A 24396-nucleotide genomic window follows, 5' to 3' on the forward strand; every position below is an offset into this window, starting at 1 on the left:
CGCCGGGGGCCTCTTCCCATGTCACCGCTGTCCTGTCAGACGGTGGTGACGACCTCGTCGTACGCCAGGCGCGGGGAGCGCGGGTAGGAGGCGCCCTCGCCCGGCTTGCCGATGTTGACGACCATCAGCGGGGTGTGGTCGTCGTCCAGGAACTCCTTGCGGACGCCCTCGAGGTCCACGCCGGTCATCGGGCCTGCGGCCAGGCCGGCGGCGCGGACGCCGATGATGAAGTACGCGGCCTGGAGGGCGGCGTTCAGCGCCGCGGCGCCCTCGCGGGCCGGGCGCGTGCTGAAGAACAGGTCCTTGGCCTGCGGGAAGGCCGGGAACAGGGTCGGCAGCTCCTCGTGGAACTCGTTGTCCGCGGAGAGGATCGCGACCAGCGGGGCGGTGGCGGTCTTGGCCTGGTTGCCCTCGGCCATGTGCCGCACCAGGCGCTCGCGGGCCTCGGCGGAGCGGACCAGGGTGATGCGCAGCGGGGTCTGGTTGAACGCCGTCGGCCCGTACTTGACCAGGTCGTAGATCGCCTGGACCTGCTCGTCGGTCACCGGCTCGTCGGTGAAGGTGTTCGCGGTGCGGGCCTCGCGGAACAGCAGGTCCTGGGCGGTGGCGTCAAGAACGAGAGACATGCGGGAACTTCCTCGGGGGTGGCGTCCGGATCCAGTACCGGACCGCGGTCCGGATAGGCTGACGGCACTGACAGTACGCGGGGAAGGTTCAAAGTTCAACAAAGGCCGGAGTGGCGTGATCCGCTTCACAGTCCCGGTGCACGGCCACCCCGGCTGCACGGCCACCCCCGGCCGGGGCACTCGGCTCACTCCCCCTCTTCCGCTTCCTCCCCCTCGGCCAGCGCCGCGTCCAGCCGCGCCCGGGCCCCCTCCAGCCAGCGCCGGCACACCTTGGCCAGCTCCTCGCCGCGCTCCCAGAGGGCGAGGGACTCCTCCAGCGTCGTACCCCCCGCCTCCAGACGCCGTACGACCTCGATCAGCTCGTCGCGGGCCTGCTCGTACCCGAGCGCCTCGTCCGTCTTGCTCGTCATGCACCCATTCCCGGTGGTCGTTGTGGTCGTTGCTGTCTAGTTGTCGACGTCGTCGACCCGGACGGTGAACTCGCCCTCGGCGACCCGCGCGCGCAGTGTCTCGGCGGCCGTCACCTCGGCCGGATCCCGGACCACGTGTCCGTCCGCCTTCTGCAGCACCGCGTACCCCCGCTTCAGCGTCGCGGCCGGCGAGAGCGCCACCACGCGCGCGTGCGTGTGGCTCAGCTCGGAGTCGGCGCGGTCCAGGAGGTGCCCGAGCGTGCGGCGTGAACGGTCGACGAGCGAGGAGACGTGATCGGCCCGCTCGTCGATCATCCGGTGCGGATCCTGTATCGCGGGCCGCGCGAGGGCGTGGGCGAGCCCGCGTTCCTCCCGCTCCAGGAACCCCTGCACGCATCGCAGCGCCCGCCCGCGCAGCATCCGCACCCGCTCCAGTTCCTCGCCGACGTCCGGTACGACCTTCTTCGCGGCGTCGGTCGGCGTCGAGGCGCGCAGGTCGGCCACATGGTCGAGCAGCGGATTGTCCGGCTCGTGCCCGATCGCCGAGACGACCGGCGTACGGCAGGCCGCGACCGCCCTGACCAACTGCTCGTCGGAGAACGGCAGCAGATCCTCCACGCTTCCACCGCCCCGCGCGACGATGATCACGTCCACGTCGTCCCTGCCGTCCAGCTCCTTCACCGCCTGGACGACCTGCGTCACCGCGTGCACGCCCTGGACGGCGACGTTGCGCACCTCGAAGCGGACGGCGGGCCAGCGGTGCCGGGCGTTCTCGAGGACGTCCCGCTCGGCCGCCGAGGCCCGCCCGCACACCAGCCCGATGAGCTGCGGCAGGAAGGGCAGCGGCTTCTTCCGGGCGGGCGCGAAGAGCCCCTCCGCGGCCAGGGACTTCTTCAGCTGCTCCAGTCGCGCCAGCAGCTCACCGACCCCCACCGGCCGGATCTCGACAGCCCGCAGCGACAACTGGCCGCGGGGCGCGTACCACTCCGGCTTCGCGTGGACGACGACCCGCGCGCCCTCGCCGACGACGTCCGCGACCGCGTCGAAGACCTGCCGGTAGCAGGTCACGCTCACCGAGATGTCGTGCGACGGATCCCGCAGCGTCAGAAACACCACGCCGGCACCCGGGCGCCGCGACAGCTGGGTGATCTGCCCCTCGACCCACACCGCGCCGAGCCGGTCGATCCAGCTTCCGATGAGCCGCGAGATCTCGCCGACGGGCAGCGGGGCGTCCGCGGACGTGTTCACAGCCATGCGCCCGAGCGTATCGGCCACGACCGACAACCCCGGTCAGGGTTCACCTGCCGACACCGGTGAGTGGTGAACAGCCCGTCCGGCGCTTGAGGGCGAGGCCCGTCCAGGGCCGAAGCGGGGTGTGGGGGCGGTAGCCCCCGGGTACGCCGACGGCGGCCGGACACGGCCTTACGATGGGACGCATGACTGCTTCGCCTGGCCGCCGCCGTGTCCTGCTCGCCGCTCCCCGGGGCTACTGCGCGGGCGTCGACCGTGCCGTGATCGCCGTCGAGAAGGCCCTGGAGCAGTACGGGGCGCCGGTCTACGTCCGGCACGAGATCGTCCACAACAAGTACGTCGTGCAGACCCTGGAGCGTAAGGGCGCCGTCTTCGTCGAGCGGACCGAGGAGGTCCCGCCGGGCAACATCGTCATGTTCTCCGCGCACGGTGTCGCCCCCGTCGTCCACGAGGAGGCCGCGCGCGGGCGGCTCGCCACCATCGACGCGACCTGCCCCCTGGTCACCAAGGTCCACAAGGAAGCCGTCCGCTTCGCCAACGACGACTACGACATCCTCCTGATCGGGCACGAGGGCCACGAGGAGGTCATCGGCACCTCCGGCGAGGCCCCCGATCACATCCAGCTCGTCGACGGTCCCGAGGACGTCGCCAAGGTGGAGGTCCGCGACCCGTCGAAGATCGTGTGGCTCTCCCAGACGACCCTCTCGGTCGACGAGACCATGGAGACGGTCGACGCCCTCAAGGAGAAGTTCCCGCAGCTCATCTCCCCGCCCAGCGACGACATCTGCTACGCCACGCAGAACCGTCAGCTCGCGGTGAAGCAGATGGGCGCGGAGGCGGAGCTGGTGATCGTGGTCGGCTCCCGCAACTCCTCGAACTCCGTGCGGCTGGTCGAGGTCGCCAAGCTCGCCGGCTCCCGCGAGGCCTACCTGGTGGACTTCGCGAGCGAGATCGACGAGGCGTGGCTGGAGGGCGTGACCACGGTGGGCGTCACCTCCGGCGCCTCCGTCCCGGAGGTCCTGGTCGAGGAGGTCCTGGCCTGGCTCACCGAGCGCGGCTACGGGGACGTCGAACTGGTCAAGGCGGCCGAGGAGCACATCACCTTCTCGCTGCCCAAGGAGCTCCGTCGTGACCTGCGCGAGGAGGCGGCGGCGCTGGCGGCCGAGCGGGGCGGCAGCGGTACGGCGTCCGAGGCTGCGTCCGAGGTCGCGTCCGACGCGGTGTCCGGTCCGGCGGACAGCTGACCGACACCTCGGCCGAGTGACTGTCAGTCGACCGTCGTAACGTAGGGCCATGCAGATCTTCGGCGTGGACATCGGCGGCTCCGGGATCAAGGGCGCCCCGGTGGATTTGGACAAGGGCGACCTGGCTCAGGAGCGCCACAAAGTGCTCACTCCGCACCCGGCCACGCCCGAGAGCGTGGCCGACGGCGTGCGGGAGGTCGTCGAGCACTTCGAGTGGACGGGACCGGTGGGCCTGACCTTCCCGGGCGTGGTCACCGGCGGCTCCACGATCCGTACGGCGGCCAACGTCGACAAGAGCTGGATCGACAAGGACGCGCGTTCCCTCTTCAGTGAGCGGCTGGGCGGTCTGCCGGTGACGGTGGTCAACGACGCGGACGCGGCGGGCGTAGCGGAGGTGTCCTTCGGCGCCGGCCGCGACCGCAGCGGCACGGTGATCCTGCTGACGTTCGGCACGGGCATCGGCAGCGCCCTCTTCGTCGACGGCGTCCTCGTCCCCAACACCGAGCTCGGCCACCTGGAGCTGCACGGGCACGACGCCGAGAAGCGCGCCTCCAGCAAGGCCAAGGAGGACGGCGAGCTGACCTGGGAACACTGGGCCCGCCGGGTCACCAAGTACCTCGCCCACGTCGAGATGCTCTTCTCGCCCGAGCTGTTCATCATCGGCGGCGGCGTCAGCCGCAAGGCCGACAAGTTCCTGCACCTCATCGAGGGCATCCGGGCGGACATCGTGCCGGCCGAGCTGCAGAACAACGCGGGCATCGTGGGAGCGGCGATGCGGGCCGCGAAGGGGGACTAACCCCCGGCCCGCCCGCCCGGCTGCCACGACGACGGCGGCGGTGCCTGGCGACCTGCCTTCGGCGACGGCGGGTCGCGGCCGGCGGTGGCTGGGTCGGCCCGACCGTCCGGCTGCCCGGTAGCCCGGCGGCCGGCGGCGGCGATGGTGCTCGGCGGTGGTGTCCGGCGACCTGCCGTCGGCGACGGCGGGTCGCGGTGACTGGGTCGGAGCGGCCGCTCGGCCGCTCGGCTGCCCGGTAGCCCGGTAGCCCGGTAGCCCGGCGGCCGGCGGCGGCGATGGTGCTCGGCGGTGGTGTCCGGCGACCTGCCGTCGGCGACGGCGGGTCGCGGCTAGTGGCGGTTCGTGGTCTGTCGGCGGGCCGCCGCCCGGTGCAGTCCGCGCGCAAGGACGGCCGCTGCCGCCACGAGCGTCCCGGTGTACAGCCAGCCGACCTGCGTGGCCAGCGCCGTCACCAGCCCCATCAGCCGCGCCCCGATGCCGTTCCCGCTCTCGGACACGGGCAGCAGTCCGACGGCGAAGGCGATCGGCACGACCACCGGCGCGGACAGCAGATCGCCCCCGCGCACCCACAGGGCGGTCAGCAGGCACACCGGCGGGAACAGCACGCTGTACACCGTCAGCGAGGCGCCGAACAGCAACTGGTCCAGGCAGCCGATCCCGAACATCAGCACCCCGCTGAACAGCCCGCCGCCGAGCCCGGTGAGCCGGGGGTTCGGCACCCGGCGCATCGTCCGCACGGCCCGCACCGCCCGCACCGCCCGCACGGTCCCCACGGTCCGCACCAAGGGCGGCCCGGGCCGTCGCCCGGCGGGGGCGGGGGCGGGACGAGGGCCGCCGGAGCGCGGGGCGTCGGCTCGGGCGGGCCCGCTCGCCTGGCGCGGCTGCCTGCGGCCCGGCTCCCGGCTCGCTTCCCGGCCCGCCTGAGGTGGCAAGGGCGGCAGGGGTGGCGTGTCGCGGCGGGTGCCTTGGGCCGGGGGGCGCGTCCTGTGTTGCTCCACTGGACCAACTTAGGTCGGTTTATGTGCCGAATCGGGTGTCGGACACGCCGTGGGGCGGAGCTTGGCCATGCGTTCGACAGGTCCGCCGGTGCGGCGCCGGGCACGCCGTAAACTGGTGGACCGGTCAGCTCTCTGGCCCCTGGCCCTTTCACTTCGGGACTGGCCCTCCGGCCCTCTCACCACGGGAAGTCGCAACGTGTCGCTCACGATCGGAATCGTCGGTCTGCCGAATGTCGGCAAGTCGACCCTGTTCAACGCCCTGACCAAGAACGACGTGCTGGCGGCCAACTACCCGTTCGCCACGATCGAGCCGAACGTCGGCGTGGTCGGCGTCCCGGACGCCCGCCTCACGAAGCTGGCCGAGATCTTCTCCTCGCAGCGGATCATCCCGGCGACGGTGGACTTCGTCGACATCGCCGGCATCGTGAAGGGTGCTTCGGAGGGCGAGGGCCTCGGCAACAAGTTCCTCGCGAACATCCGCGAGTCCGACGCGATCTGCCAGGTCATCCGCGCCTTCAAGGACGAGAACGTCGTCCATGTCGACGGCAAGGTCTCGCCCAAGGACGACATCGAGACGATCAACACCGAGCTGATCCTCGCGGACCTCCAGACGATCGAGAAGGTCCTGCCGCGCCTCCAGAAGGAGGCGCGGATCAAGAAGGAGGTCGCGGCGAAGGTCGCGGCGGTCGAGGGGGCGAAGGAGATCCTGGAGAAGGGCGACACCCTCTTCTCCGCGGGCATCGCCCAGGGCTCCGGGCGCGAGGAGCTCCTGCACGACCTGCACCTGCTCACCACCAAGCCCTTCCTCTACGTCTTCAACGTCGACGAGGACGAGCTGGTCGACGACGACTTCAAGGCCGAGCAGCGCGCCCTGGTGGCCCCCGCCGAGGCGATCTTCCTCAACGCCAAGCTGGAGCAGGACCTCGCCGAGCTCGACGAGGAGGAAGCCCTGGAGCTCCTCCAGTCCGTCGGCGTCGAGGAGCCCGGCCTCGCCACCCTCGCCCACGTCGGCTTCACCACTCTGGGCCTCCAGACCTACCTGACCGCCGGCCCCAAGGAGTCCCGCGCCTGGACCATCAAGAAGGGCGCCACCGCACCCGAGGCCGCCGGTGTCATCCACACCGACTTCCAGAAGGGCTTCATCAAGGCGGAGGTCATCTCCTTCGCCGACCTGGTGGAGACCGGCTCGGTCGCCGAGGCCCGAGCCAAGGGCAAGGCCCGCATGGAAGGCAAGGACTACGTCATGCAGGACGGCGACGTGGTGGAGTTCCGCTTCAACGTGTAGCGGGTTGGTTACTGCAAGCTAGCCAGTTCGTCAAGAATGCTAGTCGGCGGGGCCGGACTTGGGTGAGTCCGGCCCCTACCGCATTTCCGTGCTGACTTGGTGCTGACTCAGCCGTGGCGGGGTGGAGCGAGCTTCTCCAGGTCGAGGTTGATCTCGAAGGGCACCGGACGGTTGAGCGAGCCCCTGAAGATGCCGACGGGTACATAGGTGGCGGTTGGTTCGTCAAGTTCGTAGACGTGGACGATGGGTGCTCCGTCCTCGTCCTCGATGCGCCAGTAGTGCGGGATGCCGGCCTCTGCGTATTTGTGGAGCTTTACCGTGCGGTCCCGGTGTGCGGACTCGGGGGAGACCACCTCGACGGCGAGTCGTACTTCATCCGGTGCGAACCAGGTGCGGTCACCGTCGAAGTCGGCCGTCGTCACCAGCAGATCCGTCTCGGGCCGATTGCGCTGATCGAGTTTGATGGTCATCTCCCGTCCGACCCTTACGTCGGCCGGAGCCTGCTCCATGAGAGCCACGGTGAGCATCGTGACGAGATGGCCGTGCCACCACCGCTGCGGGGACATCATGAATACGAGGGCTCCGTCGATCAGCTCGGTGTGGCGCGGTGCTTCCGGGAGGCGGTCCAGGTCTTCCGCGAACCAGCCTTCCGCGCGGGGCGGGCGCATCCAGTCGGGCAGTGCGGTCATGGCTCAACCGTAGCGACTCAGCGAGGTCCGGGCCACGAGGTCTCGACGACGGCCGAAACGAGAACCGCCCTCGTCACCCACACGCGGGCCGTCTGCCCGCGCCTGCGCTGCACGCTCATCAGGGACTCGCCTCGTTTGAGAACATCGGGAGCGCGGCGAGTCGGGCGAGTAGTCGACCGGCACGTGGGCGGGCTGGTCGGGGGCCTTCGTGCCCCGCGCGGAAGCCCCCACCGAAGTGATGCCGCGCTTCCGGCCGGCGAGCTCCTCGAGGAGCCAGGTCTCCTGGCGCGTGAAGCGGGCACTCTTCGCGTCCCGGCCGTGCGCATCCGACCAGGCGAGCGTTGGGGTACGTAGGTACCGGGACGCCGACTTCCGAACGAGCGTCCTTATCAGGCGGGTCGCCGTAGCGTCGGGCCAGTCACGGCCGTAGGTGGCCGCAAGATCCGAAGCATCGTCCAGCGCCCCCGCTGCGATGCGCAGTTCGTCCGCGTCCGGCTCCCAGTCGAGACGGCCCTTCAGCTCGTCGAGGGATGCCTAGCAGAATCCTTGAACTGTGATCACAGAATCCTCCAACTCACCACACAGCACGCCTATCTCCGTAGACGGTGACGGTCATGACCAACAACGTGTTCGGCAGGGAAGTACTCCGGCGTATCGGTGAAGGAATGACCTACGGCCAGATGGAGGCGAAGACTCGGGAGACAGGGGGCAAGGAGGGAACCTTGTCCTCGGCATGGTGGAACAAGGTGGCCATCGGCGAGATGCCCCCTCCGCCTGAGCCGAAGTACATCGCTGGCATCGCCACAGTGCTAGAGCTCCCCGAGCGACACGTGAGGCAGCTCATCTGCGACCAGTGGTACGGGGTCAGTCTCATTGGGGAGCGAAACGAGTACATGCGAGCCCTGGTGGACCAGGGCGTGGACAACCTGGTGTCATGGCTGAGGGGCCGCGTCGCTTCCCTGCGCGAGAATCGTGGGCTGGCGGCGACAAAGGCGGAGGGCCAGGAGAGGACAGCGAAAATTCCGCATCCGAACTCAACCGGTCCGCAAGGTAGTTGACGGTCATTGACCGCGGCTGGGTCCAGCCGAGTGAGGGAATGATCGCCTGATGTCGACCAGAGAGCTCGTTCTGCGTGATGTCATCGCCGTGAAGGACGAGGTCCACGCGGGCAATTTCAAGATCGCTCTCTCTCAGGGCTTCAGTGAGACCGATGCGCGGGTGGCGGAGTACGTCGTGGTCGACGGACACCGGCTGGTCACCGTACGGACGTCAGCAACCTGGTCATCGCGACCTACGCCCTGCTCGACGACCGCACCTGGTGCCCGTGCGGTGCGTGAGGTGCTGCTCGGCATCGACCCGCCGGTGAATCCGACGAGGAGAGCGCAGGGTTGTCTGAAGAAGCACGGAAGCGCTTCATGGAGCGAGTACGCCCCGGGGGAACCCTGATCGTGCGAGAAAACGGGAAAGCAGACCAACTGCGCTGGTGGACCTGGGCCGGGCACCGGGCGAACGCCACCCTGGCAGCGACTCTCGGCGGCGTCGCGGTGCCAGGACAGCGAATCAACGATCACTGGGTGGGCCTACGGGACGAGCTCACTCCGGCGGACTGGAGACTGGCCCGGCAGGACGTGACGGAGCGCCTGGCCTTGCCCGACATCGATGAAAAGGCCGTAAGGGGTCTGAAATTCGGGGATGCGCTTCCCCCTCGGCTGGCAGAGGCCACACTGTCGATCAGGCTTGCGGACCTCGAGTCCGCAACTGCTGCGCTGTCCGAGCAGGTCCGCTTCATGGGGGGGCGTCTGACCTGCATGGTGCCGGGATTGAGCCTCCGTGCCGGGATGACCCCCTCTGAAATCGCATTTCCGCAGGTGGGAACTCTGTACTAGATATTCGGGTTCAACGTGTAGCAGGCGCCGTACCGGCACGTCGCTGATCTTGCAAGCATGCCGGTCAGATGGGGCCCGATTCCAGCCTCCAGCCGTCCGCCTCCTACGACATCCCTCACGCGGCCTTCGTCACAGGTCTGGCGGCCCGGGACGTGGAGCACCACTTCGACGCGCTGATCGAGAACAACCTGATCCGGGAGGGCACCCCGGCCCGGTTCCCCTGCCACAGCCTGATCCGGGACTGCACAGGAGCTGCTCGTCGAGGAGGCGGGCGCGGCCGCCTGAACGGAATCTCCGTTCCGTCCCTGCTGGTGGGGCGCTTACGATGCGCGCAGTCGTACAACTGCCTGAACCGTCTGAACCAGGAGCACGGTACTCGTGTCCATACCCCCGCCTCCCGGGCCGCACCAGCCCCAGGACCCGTACCAGCCTCCGCAGCCGCAGGGCCCGTACCCGCAGGACCCGTTCGCCGCGCCCCCGCAGGACCCGTACGCGCAGGGGCCGTACGGCCCGCAGGGTCCGCAAGGCCCGCAGGGTCCGGGCCCGATGGGGCCCTACCCGCAGGCTCCTTATCCGCAGGCCCCGTACCCGCAGGCGCCGTACGGCGCGGTGCCCTACCCCGTCTGGGGGCAGGGGTACAGCCCCTACGGCCGGTCCTCGCCGGTCAACGGCGTGGCCATCGCCGCCCTCGTCCTCGGCCTCCTCTGCTTCCTGCCGGGCGTCGGGCTGCTCCTCGGGATCATCGCGCTGGTGCAGATCAGGAAGCGGGGGGAGCGCGGCAAGGCGATGGCGATCGTGGGCACGGTCCTCTCCTCGGTCGGACTCGCGGTGTGGGTCCTCGCGCTGTCCACGGGCGGCGCCTCCGACTTCTGGGACGGCTTCAAGGAGGGCGCGGCCGGCAACTCCACTTTCGCGCTGGCCAAGGGCGACTGCTTCGACGTGCCGGGGGAGACCTTCGACGAGGACGTCTACGACGTCGACGAGGTGGACTGCTCCGGTGAGCACGACGCCGAGGTGTTCGCCACGGTCCCGCTGTCCGGCGACAGCTTCCCGGGCGACGACCACGTCACGGACGTGGCCGACGACAAGTGCTACACGCTCCAGGACGCCTACGCGATGGACCCCTGGGCGCTGACCGACGAGGTCGACATCTACTACCTCACGCCCACCGCCGACAGCTGGAGCTGGGGCGACCGCGAGATCACCTGTGTCTTCGCCAACGTGGACGAGAAGGGCACCCTGACCGGTTCGCTGCGCGCCGACGCGTCGACGCTCGACGCCGACCAGTTCGCCTTCCTCAAGGCGATGGCCGCCGTCGACGAGGTGCTCTTCGAGGAGCCCGAGGAGTACGCCGAGGAGGACCTCGCGAGCAACCGCACCTGGGCCGGTGACACCGGCGATGTGACCGGCAATCAGGCAGACCAGCTGGGCTCACACCTCTGGGAGATGGAGACCCGGGAAGCGCCCATGGCCGCCCTGGTGAAGGACATGCGGGACGCGGCGAAGGAGTGGGCGGCGGCGGAGAAGGCCACCGACGCCGACGGCTTCTACGAGCACTACGACAAGGCCTACGCGCACATCGACGGCGCCACCACCGTCACCGCCCGCATGGCTCTGGGCCTGGCCACCACCCCGCCGACCTACGACGAGGACTCCGGCAGCGGGAGCGGCGGCACGGGCGGGGGCGACAGCGACAGCGGCCTGGATGTGTGATCACGTCCATAGCGGGGAGAAAGTGCCTGGGTAAAGGGTTTCCCGGGCACATGTCATCACATCGAGTGATTCTCTGGCCTTTGCTTGCATGGTACAACCCACCGTTGCCAGGCTGTAGCTGTCTGTACAACCTGATGGGAGTGGCCAGTGACATTCGGTGAGCAGCCGGCGTATCTGCGCGTCGCGGGTGATCTCCGCAAGAAGATCTCCGACGGATCACTGCCACCGCACACCCGGCTCCCCTCCCAGGCGAGAATCCGCGAGGAGTACGGGGTCTCCGACACCGTCGCCCTCGAGGCGCGCAAGGTGCTGATGGCCGAGGGGCTGGTCGAGGGGCGCTCCGGTTCGGGCACGTATGTGCGCGAGCGGCCCGTCCCGCGCCGGATCGCCCGCTCCGGCTACCGCCCCGTCAGCGGCGCCACACCGTTCCGGCAGGAGCAGGCCGAGGCGCACACGCGGGGGACGTGGGAGTCCAGCAGCGAGCAGGTCGAGGCGGGCGTCTCCGTCGCCGAGCGGCTCGGCATCGCGTCCGGCGACCGCGTGATGTGCACCAGGTACGTCTTCCGGGAGGCCGGCGAGGCGATGATGCTCTCCACCTCGTGGGAGCCCCTCGCCGTCACCGGCCGCACCCCCGTGATGCTGCCCGAGGAGGGCCCGCTCGGCGGCATGGGCGTCGTCGAGCGGATGCGCGCCATCGACGTGATCGTCGACAACGTCACGGAGGAGGTCGGCGCCCGTCCAGGGCTCGCCGAGGAACTCCTCGCCCTCGGCGGCGTTCCGGGGCATGTCGTCCTGGTCGTCCAGCGCACGTACTACGCCTCGGGCCGTCCGGTCGAGACGGCCGACGTGGTGATCCCGGCCGACCGTTACCGGGTCGCCTACCACCTGCCGGTGAAGTAGCCGCCTGAGTGCGCCGGGAGCGTCTCCCGGCGCACGGGGCGAGGGCCGCTCTGCGGTGGCGTGGGTGAAGGGGTGGGGTGGGGCGCCGTCCGGGGTGCTAGCGCATTCGCCCGGGCGGCGCACACCCTTCCGGCAGTTGCCCCCGGTATCCCCCTGCTGTGGAGCCGTCCGCGCGCCGTCGGAATCCGGTCGTTTCCGGTTGTTCCCGCAGGTCGTCCCGTAGGTGCCCGGAACCTCGCCGACCGGACGCATCGCGGCGCGCGCACGGCGCGTTCGGTCTCGTGCGCCCCCTGCGTCTTGGCTGGTTGCGTACCTCTTTGTGCAAAGTCGTGTTCGGTGCGTAAAGGTAAGGCGTACGCTCGGGCATATGCGGATTGCGGTTTCCTTAGAGGGCGGGGCGCGAGGCGTTTCGCGGACGGGATCCGAGCGGGCCGGGGCGAGAAGGGGGCGTGGGGCGTGATGAACGACAGCACCGTCTCCCTGCCCTGGCTCGTCATACGGCAGGACGACAACGGCAATCGCTACCGCGTGGGCAGGTACGCGACCCGGGCCGAGGCCCAGAAGATCGCGGACAGCCTCGACAGTCGCGGCCACAAGCAGATCTATTGGGTCGAGCACATCGGCCAGGGGCAGACGCAGACGCAGGGGCGGAGTCAGGGCCAGGCGCAGGCCCAGGCGCAGAACGGGGAAGGCACCCGGAACTGACGTTCCGTGCGGTCCCGTAGGCTCCGGCGCATGACGGAACGGACCGTGGTGGTGGGAGCCGCCCTGCTCGACGCCGGCCGCCTGCTCGCCGCGCGCCGCAGCGCACCCCCGGAACTCGCCGGGCGCTGGGAGCTGCCCGGCGGCAAGGTCGAGGAGGGGGAGGCGCCCGAGGCGGCCCTCGTGCGCGAACTGCGCGAGGAACTCGGCGTCGAGGCCGAGACCGTCGAGCGCGTCCCGGGTGAGTGGCCGCTCAGGCCGCCCTACGTCCTCCAGGTGTGGACCGCCCGCCTGCGCCCCGGCTCCGCCGCTCCCGAGCCCCTCCAGGACCATGACGCCCTGCGCTGGCTCACCCCGGCCGAGATCTGGGACGTCGACTGGCTGGACCAGGACGTGCCCGCGGTCCGCGAAGCACTCTCGAAGCTCGGCACCGGAGCCCGCTGTACCGGAGCCCGCTGTACCGGAGCCCGCTCTACCGGAGCCCGCTGAACCGGAGCCCGCTGTACCGGAGCCCGCTGTACCGGAGCCCGCTGTACCGGGGTCCGCTGTACGGGGGTCCGCTGTACGGGGGTCCGCTGCAGCGGAGCCCGCAGTACGGGGGTCCGCTGTACGGGGGTCCGCTGTACCGGGGTCCGCTGTACCGGAGCCCGCTGAACCGGGTCCGCTGAACCGGGTCCGCTGTACCGGGGGCGCGCCGAGTGTCGGCGGGTCGATCAGGGGGCGCTTCGGCCGGGGGGCGGGCCGTCGCGTACGCCGTTTGTGCCACAGTGCGCTCTGCTGCGCGGTACTGCCTCCCGAATATCGGGTATGTGGCAATTAACCCCACGAAACCGGACATGGGTGTACTCGCTGGCCCGGGAAGTGATCGGCGTGATCGACACCGACGGAGACTGCGTCGAGTGGACGTTCCCCGCGGACCCCGGTGCGGTGCGCACCGCCCGCGGCTCCGTGCGCGGCCAGCTGCACCGCTGGGGTCTGGACAGTCTGAGCGACATCGCGGCGCTGCTGGTCAGCGAGCTGGTCACCAACGCCCTGCGGCACGCGACCGGCCCCATCGGCCTCCGTCTGGTCCGCCCCGCCGGACTGGCGGGCGTCCTGCTGGTCGAGGTCTCCGACCCGCTGCCCGACCCGCCCCGCGAACGGGTCGCCCGGCCCGAGGACGAGAGCGGGCGCGGACTGCAGCTGGTGGCCTCCTCCTCGCGCCGCTGGGGTACCCGGCCCGGGAGCACCGGCAAGACGGTGTGGTTCGAACTGGCGGTGCCGGGTTGACGGGGCGTCTCGCGGGGATGAGCCGGTGTACAGCGGGCCTCGCGGTGTCGCCCGTACGGTTCCGGTCTCCGAACGGTCCCGGAAGAGGTGATTCGACGACGTGTCCGCTGGTTAGAAGACTGGAAGTGTTGTCGCGGGACGGTCCAAAAAACACCTGGACCGTGCTGTGATCGTGAACACCGTGTCGTGCGGACCCGTAGTGCTGGATACTGCGGGCAGCCGCCGCCGGTGACCGGTGCCGGACGCGGTGAGCTGGAGGGGACGGTTCGCGTGAGCGAGATACCAGCGAAGGCCACGGAGTCCGAGGACCCGTCGGGCGGCGCGAGGGCGAAGGCCGCGAGGGCGCTCGCCGCCGATGCCGCGCACGGCCTCGCCGACGGCCCGGGCGAGGCGGCGACGCCCGGTGACGCCATGTGGCAGAGCAGTCCGCCCGGCTCGATCTACGACTACATCAAGGTCGCCTCGTTCTCGATCGGCCCCGACGGCCTCGTCGACCAGTGGAGCCTGCGCGCCGAGCAGATCTTCGGCATCCCCGCCGACCGGGCCGTCGGCATGGACCCGATCGACGCGTTCATCGACCCTGAACTGCGCGAACGCGGCCAGCGCAAGATGGCCGAGATCCTCGACGGGCGGGAGTGGACCGGTGTGGTCCCCTTCCGGATGCCGGACCCGGTGCCCGGCGGCGGACGCGGCGAGAAGGGCCTCGCCGAGGTCTACGTCATGCCGACGCGCAGCATGGACGGCGAGAAGGCCGCCGTGTGCATCGTCGTCGACGTCCGCACGCTCCGCAGCATCGAGACCGACCTCGCCGCCTCGCAGGCCATTTTCGGCCAATCCCCGTTCGGGTTTCTGCTGATCGACCCCGACCTGCGGGTCCGCCGCGCCAACCAGCGGTTCGCCTCGATCTTCGGCGGCACCCCCGACGACCACCGCGGCAAGGGCGTCCACGACTACCTGCCCCGGCCCGAGGCCGACCGGGTCAGCGCGACCCTGCGCAGGGTCCTCGAGACCGGCGACTCCATCACGGACATGCACGTCACCGGATACGTGCCGGGTTCCGACGAGCGCCGGCACTGGTCGATCAACCTCTACCGCGTGCACAGCGGCACCGGCCGGCCCATCGGTATCGCCTGGCTCGGCACCGACATCACCGCCCGCCGCGCAGCCGCCCGCGAGGCCGCCGCGGCCCGGCGCAACCTCGCCCTGCTGAACGAGGCGGGCGCCCGCATAGGGAACTCCCTCGACCTGGAGACGACCGCGCGCGAACTCCTCGACGTCGTCGTGCCCGGCTTCTGCGATCTCGCCACCGTGGACCTCTACCAGGGCCTCCTGGCCGGCGACGAGACACCGCCCGGCCTCGCCGACGGCAGCGCCGAACTGCGCCGGGTCGCCTTCTCCTCCGCTGTCTCCGACGCCCCCTTCCCCGGCGCCGGCGCGCCCGTCGCGGTCGGCGCGGTCCACCACTTCCCGTTCAACTCGCCCTGCGCGGACGCCCTGCGCACCGCCCGCCCACAGGCCGTCCCCGGCGAGGAGGGCGGCCTCGTGCAGTCCACCCTCGCCGTCCCGATGGTCGCCCACGACACCGTCGTCGGCCTCGCGCAGTTCTCCCGGACGAAGGGCAGCGAGCCGTTCGGCGACCGGGACCGCGATCTGGCCGTGGAGCTGGCGGCGCGGGCCGCGGTCTGTATCGACAACGCGCGCCTGTACCGGCGGGAGCACGAACGGGCGCTGATACTGCAACGGTCGCTGCTGCCGCCCGGGGACCCGGTGGCCTCGGGTCTGGACATCGCCTGCCGGTACCTCCCCGGCAACGCCTCCACCGGACGCCCGAGCGAGGTCGGCGGCGACTGGTTCGACGTCATCGAACTGCCCGGCCACCGCACGGCGCTGGTGGTGGGCGACGTGATGGGCCGCGGTCTGCGGGCGGCGGTCGCGATGGGCGAACTGCGCACGGCCGTCCGGACGCTGGCGCTGCTGGACCTGGAACCGGCCGAGGTCCTCTCCGCGCTGGACGAGATCGCGCGCGGCCTCGGCACCCCGGGAGGCGTCCAGCAGGCCACCCGGGCCGCCCGCCGCCCCCGTGAGGCCGACCTGTCCGAGGTGTACCTCGCGACCTGTGTGTACGCGGTCTACGACTCGGTGACCCGGCGCTGCACGTTCGCCAACGCGGGCCATCTGCCCCCGGTGCTCGTCGAACCCGGGGAACCGGCCCTGATGCTCGACGTGCCGCCCGGCATGCCGCTGGGCGTGGGCGGCGAGCCCTTCGAGGAGGTGGAGGTCGAACTCCCCGAAGGCGCTCTGCTGGCGCTCTACACGGATGGACTGGTCGAATCGCGTGAACATCCGCTGGACGAGGGCCTCAACGCGTTCGTGGGGGCTCTCACCGATCCCTCCGCGCCTCTCGAGGACGTCTGTGACCACGTCCTCAACACTCTCGATTCGCACCACGCCGAGGACGACATCGCGCTGCTGATGGCACGCGTGCAGGGCCTGCCCGTCGACTCGGTCGGCGACTGGACCATGCCGCGCGAACCGCGCAGTGTGGGCCGGGCCCGGGAGCACGCCCGCGGCCAGTTGCTGTCCTGGGGCCTCGAACCCCTGGTCGACACGACGGAACTGCTGGTCAGTGAGCTGGTCACCAACGCGCTGCGGTACGGCGAGGGCGAGATCAGACTCCGGCTGCTCCTCGACCGCACGCTGGTGTGCGAGGTCTGGGACGCGGGCCTCGTCCAGCCGCGCCGCCGTCGCGCCCGGGACACCGACGAGGGCGGCCGGGGCCTCCAGCTCGTGGGCCTGCTGTCGGCGGCCTGGGGCTCGCGCCGTACTCCGCGCGGCAAGACGGTGTGGTTCGAACTTCCGCTGCCGGACGGCGAGACGGCCCTGGCCGACCCGGCGGAGGCGTTGCTGAGCCTGTTCTGAACCTGTTCAGAGCCCGTTCCGGGGCCCCTCTGACCCCTTTGTGACCCTGTTCTGAACCTTTCCGGCGAACGGTCGACGGTCACTCAGGGCTCCGCCGCGCCTGGGCGGGCCGCGCCGGGCCGGCGAAGCCCGCGGGCGTCCCGTCCTCGGGGTCCTCGGCCAAGACGATGCCACCGAGCACGGCCCCGCCGGTGCCGGCCGTCACTTCGGCGCCCGCGGCACCCACGTACGGGTTACCGTGCGCCCGCACGTCGCGCTCGGCCAGCTCCCGGGCCTCCAGGGCGAGGACGTCGGCCGGCGGGCGGTCCGCCGGGTCCCCCGTCGCGAGGAGCCGTTCCGCCTCCGCCAGCCGGGTGCGCGCGGTGGCGCCGACCGCGCCCCGGTGCGTCGCGACGAAGTCGGCCGCGGCGGCGGTGGCGGTGCGGGCGGTGATCAGAGCGGCGGCCGGCAGCACCCCGGCCCGCCCCGTGGCGACCGGCGCGGTAGCCCGTACGACCCGACGCAGCACCCCGACGGGATCCCCGGGCCGCCCCCCGGTCAACTCCTGCCGTACGGAGCCGAGCACGGCGTCGGCGTGCACCAGCCGGACCTGGAACCCGCCCGGGGTCGTCCCGGCGGCACCGGGGGGCGCGCTCGGGTCGGGGCGGGGTCCGGCCGGGGTCGGGGGCGGGGCCGGGGTCGGGGCCGGCGGTCCGGAGGCCGGCGGTCCGGGGGCCGGGCGCTGTCGGGCGGACGGCTCCGCCTGTCGTCTGACCCAGGCCAGTTCCGCCTCCGCGCCCGTGAGGGCGGCCGGCACGGTCTGTTCGGCCGAGCGCAGCTCCACGGCCAGCCGGTCGACGCCCTCGACGAAGACGGCCGCCTGGGCGACGGCGCCCTCGGCGGCGCGCAGTTGCCGGGCCGCCCGCTCCGGTCGTCCCGAATCGGCCGACTGGCGGGCCTGGTTCAGCCGGACGGTGGCGAACAGGAGCCGGTCCTTGGCCTGTTCGACGCTCCCGGTGACGGCGGCGGTGGCGATCGGCGCGTACCGCCCCTGGAGCCCGGCGAGGATCGCTTCCGAGGCCCCGGCGCGCCCCGCCAGCTCCCGGAACCGGCCCTCGGCGACCCCCAACGCCTCACCCAGCCCCTGTTCCAGTCCCCGCAGCCGCCCGAACTCTCCGGCCACGGAGTCCAGCCGCCGCCCGGCCTCCGCACACCGTCCGACGATCCCGGCGAGCGCGTGCCCCCGGGCCGCCTCCTCCGCCGGCACCCCCTCGTCGTACCGCTGCCGCATCCGGAACGCGGCGGCGAGTTCGGTCTCCGCCTCGCGGACGGTCCGGCGGAAGGTCTCCAGGTCCTCGGCAGTGCACAGGGCCTCGGCGAAGCCGAGCTCGGCGCGCGCCGCCCGGATCCGGTTGTCGGCCTCGACCAGCGCCGCGCAGGCCTGTTCGTCGAGGGCGGCGAGGGGTGGCGACGACCCCGGCGGCGCTGGGCTGCCGACGCCGCCGGGGGTCGTCCGGGCGCGGGTACGCCGGAGGCGCCGTACGTACCCGTACCCGGCGATCGCCCCGGCCGCGCCGACCGCCACGAGCGGCAGCACCAGATCGACGGTGGACCTCTCGTCGGCCTCGGCCTCGGCGGCGGCCTCGGCCTCGGCGGCGGCCTCGGCCTCGGCGGCGGTGCTCGCGCCGGGTGCCGGGTTCTTGATCGCAACCGGAGCGTCGCCAACCGACGTCATCCCTGGCAACACCAGCCACACGACCCCGACCGCACCGCCCAGCACGGCATGCGCCACCCGCACGGATATGTGCGACTTGGCACGCCGCGGCCGGCCTCGGAGCAAGGAAGAGGTCACATTTGGGAGCGTATGGCCGTGATTACGGCGACGCGACCGGGATGCACCCGAGACGGGGGCGGTGGGGCGGAAAGACACGCGAGGGGGAACCGCGATGGAACGGCCACCGGGTCGGACGGACACGAAATCGGACACGGACACGGACACGGACACGGGCACGGGCACGGAGACCGGCACGGAGACGGGGGCAGAGCCCGGGACGGAAACGGAGACGGAGGCGAAGGGGCAGCCGGCGGCGGAGCCCGGGACGGAGCCCGGCACGGGCACGGAGACCGGCACGGGGGCGGAGACCGGCACGGGGGCGGAGACGGAGGCGAAGGGGCAGTCGGCGGCAGAGCCCGGGACGGAGACCGGGACGGAGACCGGGACGGAGGCGGGCGCGGCTGAGGTGCCGGCCGAGCCCGCCTCGGCGGACGACGAAAGCGCTGCGGGTGGTGCCGGAGGCACGGGTGCCGGAGACGCCGAGGGGAGCGGGACCGGCGACGATCCCGCAGCCGGGACGGTTCGTCGGCGCGGGCGTCGCGGACGGCTGGTGCGTCGCACCGCCCTCGCCCTGGTCCTGCTCCTCCTGGTCCCGGTCCTCGCCGCCGAGACCGCCCTCCGAGTGAACTACCTGGGCGACCCGGCCGACGGCACGTACACCCGGGGCAAGGACGCCATCTGGCTGGGCCACGCCTGGGTCGACGGCCGCAAGACCGACGCCGACGTCAAGGCCCTGGCCGACCGCCTCGGGAAGACCGGCATCCGCGACCTGTACGTCCACGCCGGCCCCCTGGAGCACGACGGCACCCTCCCCGTCTCCGCGTACGCGGGCGCGGGCCGGTTCATAGCCGCCGTCCACCGGGAAGCACCGGAGCTCCGCGTCCAGGCCTGGCTCGGCGACGTCCTCGCCAGCGAGAGCCCGAACGGTATGCGGCTGGAGCGGGCCGAGACCCGCGCCGCGGTCGTGCGGTCCACCCGCGAGATCCTCGCCGCCGGATTCCAGGGCGCCCACTTCGACCTCGAGCCGCTCCACTCCGACGACGGCGACTACCTCGGTCTCCTGGACGACCTGCGCGCTGTCACCAGCGCGCGGAACGCCCAACTCTCCGTCGCGGCCCACCAGATCGACCCGGTACCCGGCTTCCACTCCTTCTGGGGCACGACCACCGGCCACCCCAAGTGGTGGTCGCAGAAGTTCTTCGGCCAGGTCGCCCGCCGCGTCGACCAGATCGCCGTGATGTCGTACGACACGATGCAGCCGCTCCAGAGCACGTACGGCGGTTACGTCGCCCAGCAGACCTCGCTCGCCCTGGAGGTCACGCCGGCCTCCACCGACCTCCTGATGGGCCTGCCCTTCTACCACGAGAACCGGTTCGGCCACTGGAATCACGCCGAGACCGTCGCCGCGGCCGTCCGGGGCGTCCGGCTGGGGCTGTCCCGTACCGACGCCGACCGTGAGAACTTCGGCGTCGCGGCGTACGTGGACTTCGCGGCCACCGAGCAGGACTGGACGTCGTACGAGAAGGACTGGGTCCGGTAGACGCGGCAGATCCGGTAGTGCCGGCGGACCCTTCCCCTCGTCCAGGTCCAGGTGGAATCATGAGCGCATGCTGCACTGGAGTCTGGTGATCACGGCCGTCGTCTGTGTGACGGTCATGGCGGTGGTCGGTATCGCGGCCGTCACGCGGGAGTGGGTGCCGCCGTTCGGCCGCAAGCGGGTGCTGCGGCCGCGGCTGTGGGGTGTCGGAGCCCTGATGAGCGCCCTGGGCCTGGGCCTCTTCATGTTCCTGGGCCCGATGGCCTCCCACAACCTGGCGGTCAACCTGTACGTCCCGCCCGCGGGAATGGCCGTCAATCTCGCCGGGCTCGGCGTCCAGGCGCTCGCCCAGCGTCCCGGACGCGCGCCCCGGCTGCCCCCGGCGTCTACGACGAGCGCCTCCTGATCTTCGATCCCAGCCACACCAGCGGGTCGTACTTGCGGTCGACCGCCCGTTCCTTCAAGGGGATCAGCGCGTTGTCCGTGATCTTGATGCCCTCGGGGCAGACCTCCGTGCAGCACTTGGTGATGTTGCAGTAGCCGAGGCCGTGTTCGTCCTGGGCCGTGCGCCCGCGGTCCAGGACGCTCTCCTCGGCCGCGTCCAGCGGATGCATGTCCAGTTCGGCGACCCTCATGAGGAAGCGGGGCCCCGCGAACGCCGTCTTGTTCTCCTCGTGGTCGCGGACGACATGGCAGGTGTCCTGGCACAGGAAGCACTCGATGCACTTGCGGAACTCCTGCGAGCGGTCCACGTCCTCCTGGAACATCCGGTATTCGCCGGGGCCGACCCCCTCGGGCGGCACGAACGCCGGAATCTCCCTCGCCTTGCGGTAGTTGAAGCCGACGTCGGTGACGAGATCGCGGATCACCGGAAAGGCGCGCAGCGGTGTGACGGTGATCGTCTCCTCGCGCTCGAACACCGACATGCGGGTCATGCAGAGCAGCCGGGGCCGCCCGTTGATCTCCGCGGAGCACGAACCGCACTTGCCCGCCTTGCAGTTCCAGCGGACGGCGAGATCGGGCGCCTGGGTGGACTGGAGGCGGTGGATGATGTCCAGGACCACCTCGCCGTCGTTGACCTCGACCTCGAAGTCCTTCAGGCCGCCGCCCTCGATGTCGCCCCGCCACACCCGGAAGCGGGCCTCGTAGCTGCTCACTCGTACAGCTCCTCTTCGGTGAGGTACTTGACCAGCTCCTCCTTCTCGAAGAGGGCGAGCAGGTCGGGGCGGATGGGTTCGGTGTTCTCGCGGGTGAGGGCGATCCGGCCGCGGACGGGATCCGTCGCCGCCAGGACCCCGGTGGGGTCGGCAGGTGCGCACAGCAGGTTGACGTTGCGCCATGCGCGGTCCATCGTCGGGTGGTCCTCCCGGGTGTGCCCGCCCCGCGACTCGGTGCGTTCCAGCGCCGCCCGGGCCACGCACTCGCTGACCAGCAGCATGTTCCGCAGGTCGAGCGCCAGGTGCCAGCCGGGGTTGAACTGCCGGTGCCCCTCGACGCCGGCCCGCTGCGCCCGTACCCGCAGCTCGCCCAGTTTCTCCAGGGCGTGAGCCATCTCGCCCTCGCGGCGGATGATGCCGACCAGGTCGTTCATGGTCTGCTGGAGTTCCTGGTGGAGGGTGTACGGGTTCTCCGGCGCGTGGTCCGCCTGGTCCCCGGGGCCCTCCGCGGAGAACGGCCGCAGCGCCTCCGCGGCCGCCGCGTCGATCTGGTCGTCGTCCACCGCCGGGCGTCCCCGGGTGAGGTCCGACGAGTACCGCGCCGCGTGCAGTCCCGCCCGGCGGCCGAACACCAGCAGGTCGGAGAGGGAGTTGCCGCCGAGCCGGTTGGAGCCGTGCATGCCGCCGGCCACCTCGCCGGCCGCGAACAGCCCCGGCACCCCACGGGCGGCCGCCGTCTCGGAGTCGACCGCGATACCGCCCATCACGTAGTGGCAGGTCGGTCCGACCTCCATGGCCTCCGCCGTGATGTCGACGTCGGCCAGCTCCTTGAACTGGTGGTACATGGAGGGCAGCCGGCGCTTGATGACCTCGGCGGGCATCCGTGTCGACACGTCCAGGAAGACCCCGCCGTGCGGGGAGCCGCGGCCGGCCTTCACCTCCGAGTTGATGGCGCGGGCCACCTCGTCACGCGGGAGCAGCTCCGGCGGTCGCCGGTTGTGTTCCGGGTCCTCGTACCAGCGGTCGCCCTCCTCCTCCGACTCGGCGTACTTCTCCTTGAAGACGTCCGGGACGTAGTCGAACATGAACCGCTCGCCCTCGGAGTTCCTGAGCACCCCGCCGTCGCCGCGCACCGACTCGGTGACGAGGATGCCCTTCACGGACGGCGGCCAGACCATGCCCGTCGGGTGGAACTGCACGAACTCCATGTTGAGCAGCGGAGCACCGGCGAGCAGGGCCAGCGCGTGGCCGTCGCCCGTGTACTCCCACGAGTTCGACGTCACCTTGAAGGACTTGCCGATGCCGCCCGTCGCGATCACCACGGAGGGCGCCTGGAGGACGAAGAACCGGCCGGTCTCGCGCTCGTAGGCGAAGACCCCGCTCACGCGTGAACCGTCCTTGAGGACCCGGGTGACCGTGCACTCCTGGAAGACCTTCAGCCGGGACTCGTAGTCGCCGGTCTCGCGGTGGTCCTCCTGCTGGAGCGAGACGATCTTCTGCTGGAGCGTGCGGATCAGCTCCAGGCCGGTACGGTCGCCGACGTGCGCGAGGCGCGGGTACTCGTGACCGCCGAAGTTGCGCTGGGAGATCCGGCCGTCCTTGGTGCGGTCGAAGAGGGCGCCCCAGGTCTCCAGCTCCCACACCCGGTCCGGGGCCTCCTGGGCGTGCAGCTCGGCCATCCGCCACTGGTTGAGGAACTTGCCGCCGCGCAGGGTGTCGCGGAAGTGGACCTGCCAGCTGTCGTGCTCGTTGGCGTTGGCCATCGCCGCCGCGATGCCGCCCTCGGCCATCACCGTGTGCGCCTTGCCGAACAGCGACTTGCAGATGACGGCGGTGCGGGCGCCGCGTTCGCGCGCCTCGATGGCGGCACGCAGTCCGGCGCCTCCCGCGCCGACCACGACGACGTCCCACTCCTGGCGGTCGACCACGGACATCAGCAGGCCCCACTCATCTAGAAAAACCTCGGATCGTCGAAGACACCGGACGCGACGAGATACACGTAGAAGTCGGCGAGCGACACGCTCACCAGCGACACCCACGCCAGCAGCATGTGATGGGCGTTCAGCTTCCCCACGAACCGCCAGGCCCGGTAGCGCACGGGGTGTCGGGAGAAGTGCTTCAGCTGGCCGCCGACGATGTGCCGGCAGGAATGGCAGGAGATCGTGTACGCCCAGATCAGCGCGATGTTGACCAGGAAGACCAGGGTCCCGAGGCCCATGTGGCCCCACGCGTAGTGCTCGTCGCGGAAGGCGAGCACGGTGTCGTACGTCAGGATCCCGGCGACGAGGATCGCCGCGTAGAAGAAGTACCGGTGGATGTTCTGGAGGATCAGCGGGAAGCGGGTCTCGCCGGTGTACTTCCTGTGCGGTTCGGCCACCGCGCAGGCGGGCGGCGACGCCCAGAAGCCGCGGTAGTAGGCCTTGCGGTAGTAGTAGCAGGTCAGGCGGAAGCCGAGCGGGAAGATCAGGATGAGGATCGCGGGGGAGAGGCTCCACCAGCTGCCGAACAGGTCCCAGTTGGGGCCGGAGCGCATGGTCTGGCAGTTCTCCGCCAGACACGGGGAGAAGAACGGCGAGACGTACGGCGCGGCGTAGTAGTCCGCGTTCGCGAAGGCCCGCCAGGTCGAGTAGACGATGAACGCCAGCAGGCCGGCGGCGGTGGCCGCGGGAGCCAGCCACCAGCGGTCGGTCCGCAGATGGGGAGCGGCGATCGCGGCGCGTCCGGCGCCGCGTACGCCGCTCGGGGGACGGTGGTCCGTGGGTGAGGGTTCCGTACCAGTGGCCAAGTCAGGACTCCGGTCGGGTCAGGGGGCGTGCCGGCCCCGGGCGCCGAGTCCCTCGTCGTCCGTGTCGATCCACAGGGAGTCGTCGTACGGGGTGTCGGGGATGGTGACGAGCTCGGGCCTGCGTGACGACCCGGGCTGGGAGGCGGCCTCGCGCAGCAGCGCGACGCTCTCCCTCAGATGGTCGGCGTCGGTACGCACCCGGCGCATTTCCAGGCCGGTGCTGCCGAGCTGCTGCTCCAGGCGGCCGACGGACCGGGAGAGGTCGTCGAGACAGCGCTGGGCCGTTGTGAGGTCGTCGTGCACGGACATGAGCAGTCCTCGCTTCCGTGGGGGCTGGGCCCTGGACGGCAACGTTCATGCGCCTGCGAGTGTTGCGCGTCACACCGGTCGATGTGAAGGCGTGTGCAGCGATTGGC

At 71.1% G+C, this 24396-nt stretch carries 24 protein-coding genes and 1 pseudogene; 15 read left to right on the top strand and 10 right to left on the bottom strand.

Translation table 11 applies throughout. The features are described 5' to 3' along the window. Positions 1–35: 35 nt before the first annotated feature. The 3 genes from ACFWBD_RS35845 to xseA form a co-directional block, all read right to left on the bottom strand. On the bottom strand, positions 36–626 hold the full coding sequence (locus ACFWBD_RS35845; protein ID WP_385676450.1) for a malonic semialdehyde reductase: 591 nt from the start codon (positions 624–626) through the stop codon (positions 36–38). Between the two features lie 185 nt (positions 627–811). Further along, positions 812–1036: an exodeoxyribonuclease VII small subunit gene (locus ACFWBD_RS35850; RefSeq protein WP_385676453.1), complete on the bottom strand. Its 225-nt coding sequence runs from the start codon at positions 1034–1036 to the stop codon at positions 812–814. A 36-nt stretch (positions 1037–1072) separates the two neighbouring features. Next, positions 1073–2290: an exodeoxyribonuclease VII large subunit gene (gene xseA, locus ACFWBD_RS35855; RefSeq protein ID WP_385676456.1), complete on the bottom strand. Its 1218-nt coding sequence runs from the start codon at positions 2288–2290 to the stop codon at positions 1073–1075. A gap of 173 nt (positions 2291–2463) precedes the next feature. Here xseA and ACFWBD_RS35860 point away from each other — a divergent pair, with 173 nt between their 5' ends. Further along, positions 2464–3531, top strand: a complete 1068-nt coding sequence (locus ACFWBD_RS35860) for a 4-hydroxy-3-methylbut-2-enyl diphosphate reductase (protein WP_385676459.1) — start codon at positions 2464–2466, stop codon at positions 3529–3531. Between the two features lie 49 nt (positions 3532–3580). Further along, entirely contained in the window at positions 3581–4327 is a 747-nt protein-coding gene (ppgK, locus tag ACFWBD_RS35865; protein WP_385676462.1) for a polyphosphate--glucose phosphotransferase, read from the top strand. Between the two features lie 329 nt (positions 4328–4656). Here the strand turns inward: ppgK and ACFWBD_RS35870 are convergent, their stop codons facing one another. After that, the gene (locus ACFWBD_RS35870) at positions 4657–5100 is read right to left on the bottom strand and encodes a DUF6542 domain-containing protein (RefSeq protein WP_385676465.1); all 444 of its coding nucleotides are present in this window, start codon (positions 5098–5100) and stop codon (positions 4657–4659) included. Between the two features lie 421 nt (positions 5101–5521). On the opposite strand from ACFWBD_RS35870, the gene ychF reads away from it, so the two are divergent. Beyond that, on the top strand, positions 5522–6610 hold the full coding sequence (ychF, locus tag ACFWBD_RS35875; protein WP_385676468.1) for a redox-regulated ATPase YchF: 1089 nt from the start codon (positions 5522–5524) through the stop codon (positions 6608–6610). 107 nt (positions 6611–6717) lie between these two features. On the opposite strand, the gene ACFWBD_RS35880 is transcribed toward ychF, so the two are convergent. Beyond that, positions 6718–7299, bottom strand: coding sequence for a Uma2 family endonuclease (locus ACFWBD_RS35880; protein ID WP_385676471.1), 582 nt, complete (start codon positions 7297–7299; stop codon positions 6718–6720). 614 nt (positions 7300–7913) lie between these two features. Here ACFWBD_RS35880 and ACFWBD_RS35885 point away from each other — a divergent pair. The 10 genes and pseudogenes from ACFWBD_RS35885 to ACFWBD_RS35930 all read left to right on the top strand — a co-directional run bounded on the left by ACFWBD_RS35885 (position 7914) and on the right by ACFWBD_RS35930 (position 16688). Then, complete coding sequence (locus ACFWBD_RS35885; protein WP_385676474.1) at positions 7914–8357, top strand: hypothetical protein; 444 nt, start codon at positions 7914–7916, stop codon at positions 8355–8357. A gap of 49 nt (positions 8358–8406) precedes the next feature. Continuing rightward, entirely contained in the window at positions 8407–8745 is a 339-nt protein-coding gene (locus tag ACFWBD_RS35890) for a hypothetical protein (protein WP_385676477.1), read from the top strand. Next, a complete protein-coding gene (locus ACFWBD_RS35895) occupies positions 8715–9185 on the top strand; it encodes a hypothetical protein (protein ID WP_385676480.1) in 471 nt (156 codons plus the stop codon). The genes ACFWBD_RS35890 and ACFWBD_RS35895 overlap by 31 nt, the downstream gene beginning before the upstream one ends. 378 nt (positions 9186–9563) lie before the next feature. Then, complete coding sequence (locus ACFWBD_RS35900; protein ID WP_385676483.1) at positions 9564–10898, top strand: DUF4190 domain-containing protein; 1335 nt, start codon at positions 9564–9566, stop codon at positions 10896–10898. Positions 10899–11045: 147 nt separating this feature from the next. Beyond that, positions 11046–11798: a GntR family transcriptional regulator gene (locus tag ACFWBD_RS35905; protein WP_351761388.1), complete on the top strand. Its 753-nt coding sequence runs from the start codon at positions 11046–11048 to the stop codon at positions 11796–11798. A gap of 459 nt (positions 11799–12257) precedes the next feature. Then, positions 12258–12503 (top strand): SPOR domain-containing protein, encoded by a 246-nt coding sequence (locus ACFWBD_RS35910; protein ID WP_385676488.1) that lies wholly within the window; start codon positions 12258–12260, stop codon positions 12501–12503. Between the two features lie 30 nt (positions 12504–12533). Further along, the gene (locus tag ACFWBD_RS35915) at positions 12534–12989 is read left to right on the top strand and encodes a (deoxy)nucleoside triphosphate pyrophosphohydrolase (protein WP_385676491.1); all 456 of its coding nucleotides are present in this window, start codon (positions 12534–12536) and stop codon (positions 12987–12989) included. 18 nt (positions 12990–13007) lie between these two features. Then, positions 13008–13154: pseudogene (locus ACFWBD_RS35920) on the top strand (hypothetical protein); the annotation flags it as partial. Between the two features lie 186 nt (positions 13155–13340). Next, positions 13341–13769 (top strand): ATP-binding protein, encoded by a 429-nt coding sequence (locus tag ACFWBD_RS35925; RefSeq protein WP_385676494.1) that lies wholly within the window; start codon positions 13341–13343, stop codon positions 13767–13769. Positions 13770–14039: 270 nt separating this feature from the next. Further along, the gene (locus tag ACFWBD_RS35930) at positions 14040–16688 is read left to right on the top strand and encodes a SpoIIE family protein phosphatase (protein WP_385676497.1); all 2649 of its coding nucleotides are present in this window, start codon (positions 14040–14042) and stop codon (positions 16686–16688) included. 79 nt (positions 16689–16767) lie between these two features. Here the strand turns inward: ACFWBD_RS35930 and ACFWBD_RS35935 are convergent, their stop codons facing one another. Continuing rightward, positions 16768–18519: a hypothetical protein gene (locus ACFWBD_RS35935; protein WP_385676500.1), complete on the bottom strand. Its 1752-nt coding sequence runs from the start codon at positions 18517–18519 to the stop codon at positions 16768–16770. Positions 18520–18907: 388 nt separating this feature from the next. Between ACFWBD_RS35935 and ACFWBD_RS35940 the strand changes: the two genes are divergently transcribed. Both ACFWBD_RS35940 and ACFWBD_RS35945 read left to right on the top strand, forming a co-directional pair. Beyond that, on the top strand, positions 18908–20041 hold the full coding sequence (locus tag ACFWBD_RS35940; RefSeq protein ID WP_385676548.1) for a hypothetical protein: 1134 nt from the start codon (positions 18908–18910) through the stop codon (positions 20039–20041). A 67-nt stretch (positions 20042–20108) separates the two neighbouring features. After that, on the top strand, positions 20109–20444 hold the full coding sequence (locus ACFWBD_RS35945; protein WP_385676503.1) for a hypothetical protein: 336 nt from the start codon (positions 20109–20111) through the stop codon (positions 20442–20444). On the opposite strand, the gene ACFWBD_RS35950 is transcribed toward ACFWBD_RS35945, so the two are convergent. From ACFWBD_RS35950 to ACFWBD_RS35965, 4 genes are read right to left on the bottom strand one after another with little or no spacing between them, the layout of a single operon-like run. Further along, positions 20425–21195 (bottom strand): succinate dehydrogenase/fumarate reductase iron-sulfur subunit, encoded by a 771-nt coding sequence (locus tag ACFWBD_RS35950; RefSeq protein WP_385676506.1) that lies wholly within the window; start codon positions 21193–21195, stop codon positions 20425–20427. The two genes, ACFWBD_RS35945 and ACFWBD_RS35950, sit on opposite strands and share 20 nt — an antisense overlap. Then, on the bottom strand, positions 21192–23129 hold the full coding sequence (locus tag ACFWBD_RS35955) for a fumarate reductase/succinate dehydrogenase flavoprotein subunit (RefSeq protein WP_385676509.1): 1938 nt from the start codon (positions 23127–23129) through the stop codon (positions 21192–21194). Before ACFWBD_RS35955 ends, ACFWBD_RS35950 begins: the two co-directional genes overlap by 4 nt. A gap of 17 nt (positions 23130–23146) precedes the next feature. Beyond that, complete coding sequence (locus tag ACFWBD_RS35960; RefSeq protein WP_385676512.1) at positions 23147–23980, bottom strand: hypothetical protein; 834 nt, start codon at positions 23978–23980, stop codon at positions 23147–23149. A gap of 18 nt (positions 23981–23998) precedes the next feature. Beyond that, complete coding sequence (locus ACFWBD_RS35965; protein ID WP_020127964.1) at positions 23999–24289, bottom strand: hypothetical protein; 291 nt, start codon at positions 24287–24289, stop codon at positions 23999–24001. Positions 24290–24396 lie beyond the last annotated feature (107 nt).

It is taken from the genome of Streptomyces sp. NPDC060002 (genome assembly GCF_042737245.1).
Classification (GTDB): Bacteria; Actinomycetota; Actinomycetes; order Streptomycetales; family Streptomycetaceae; genus Streptomyces.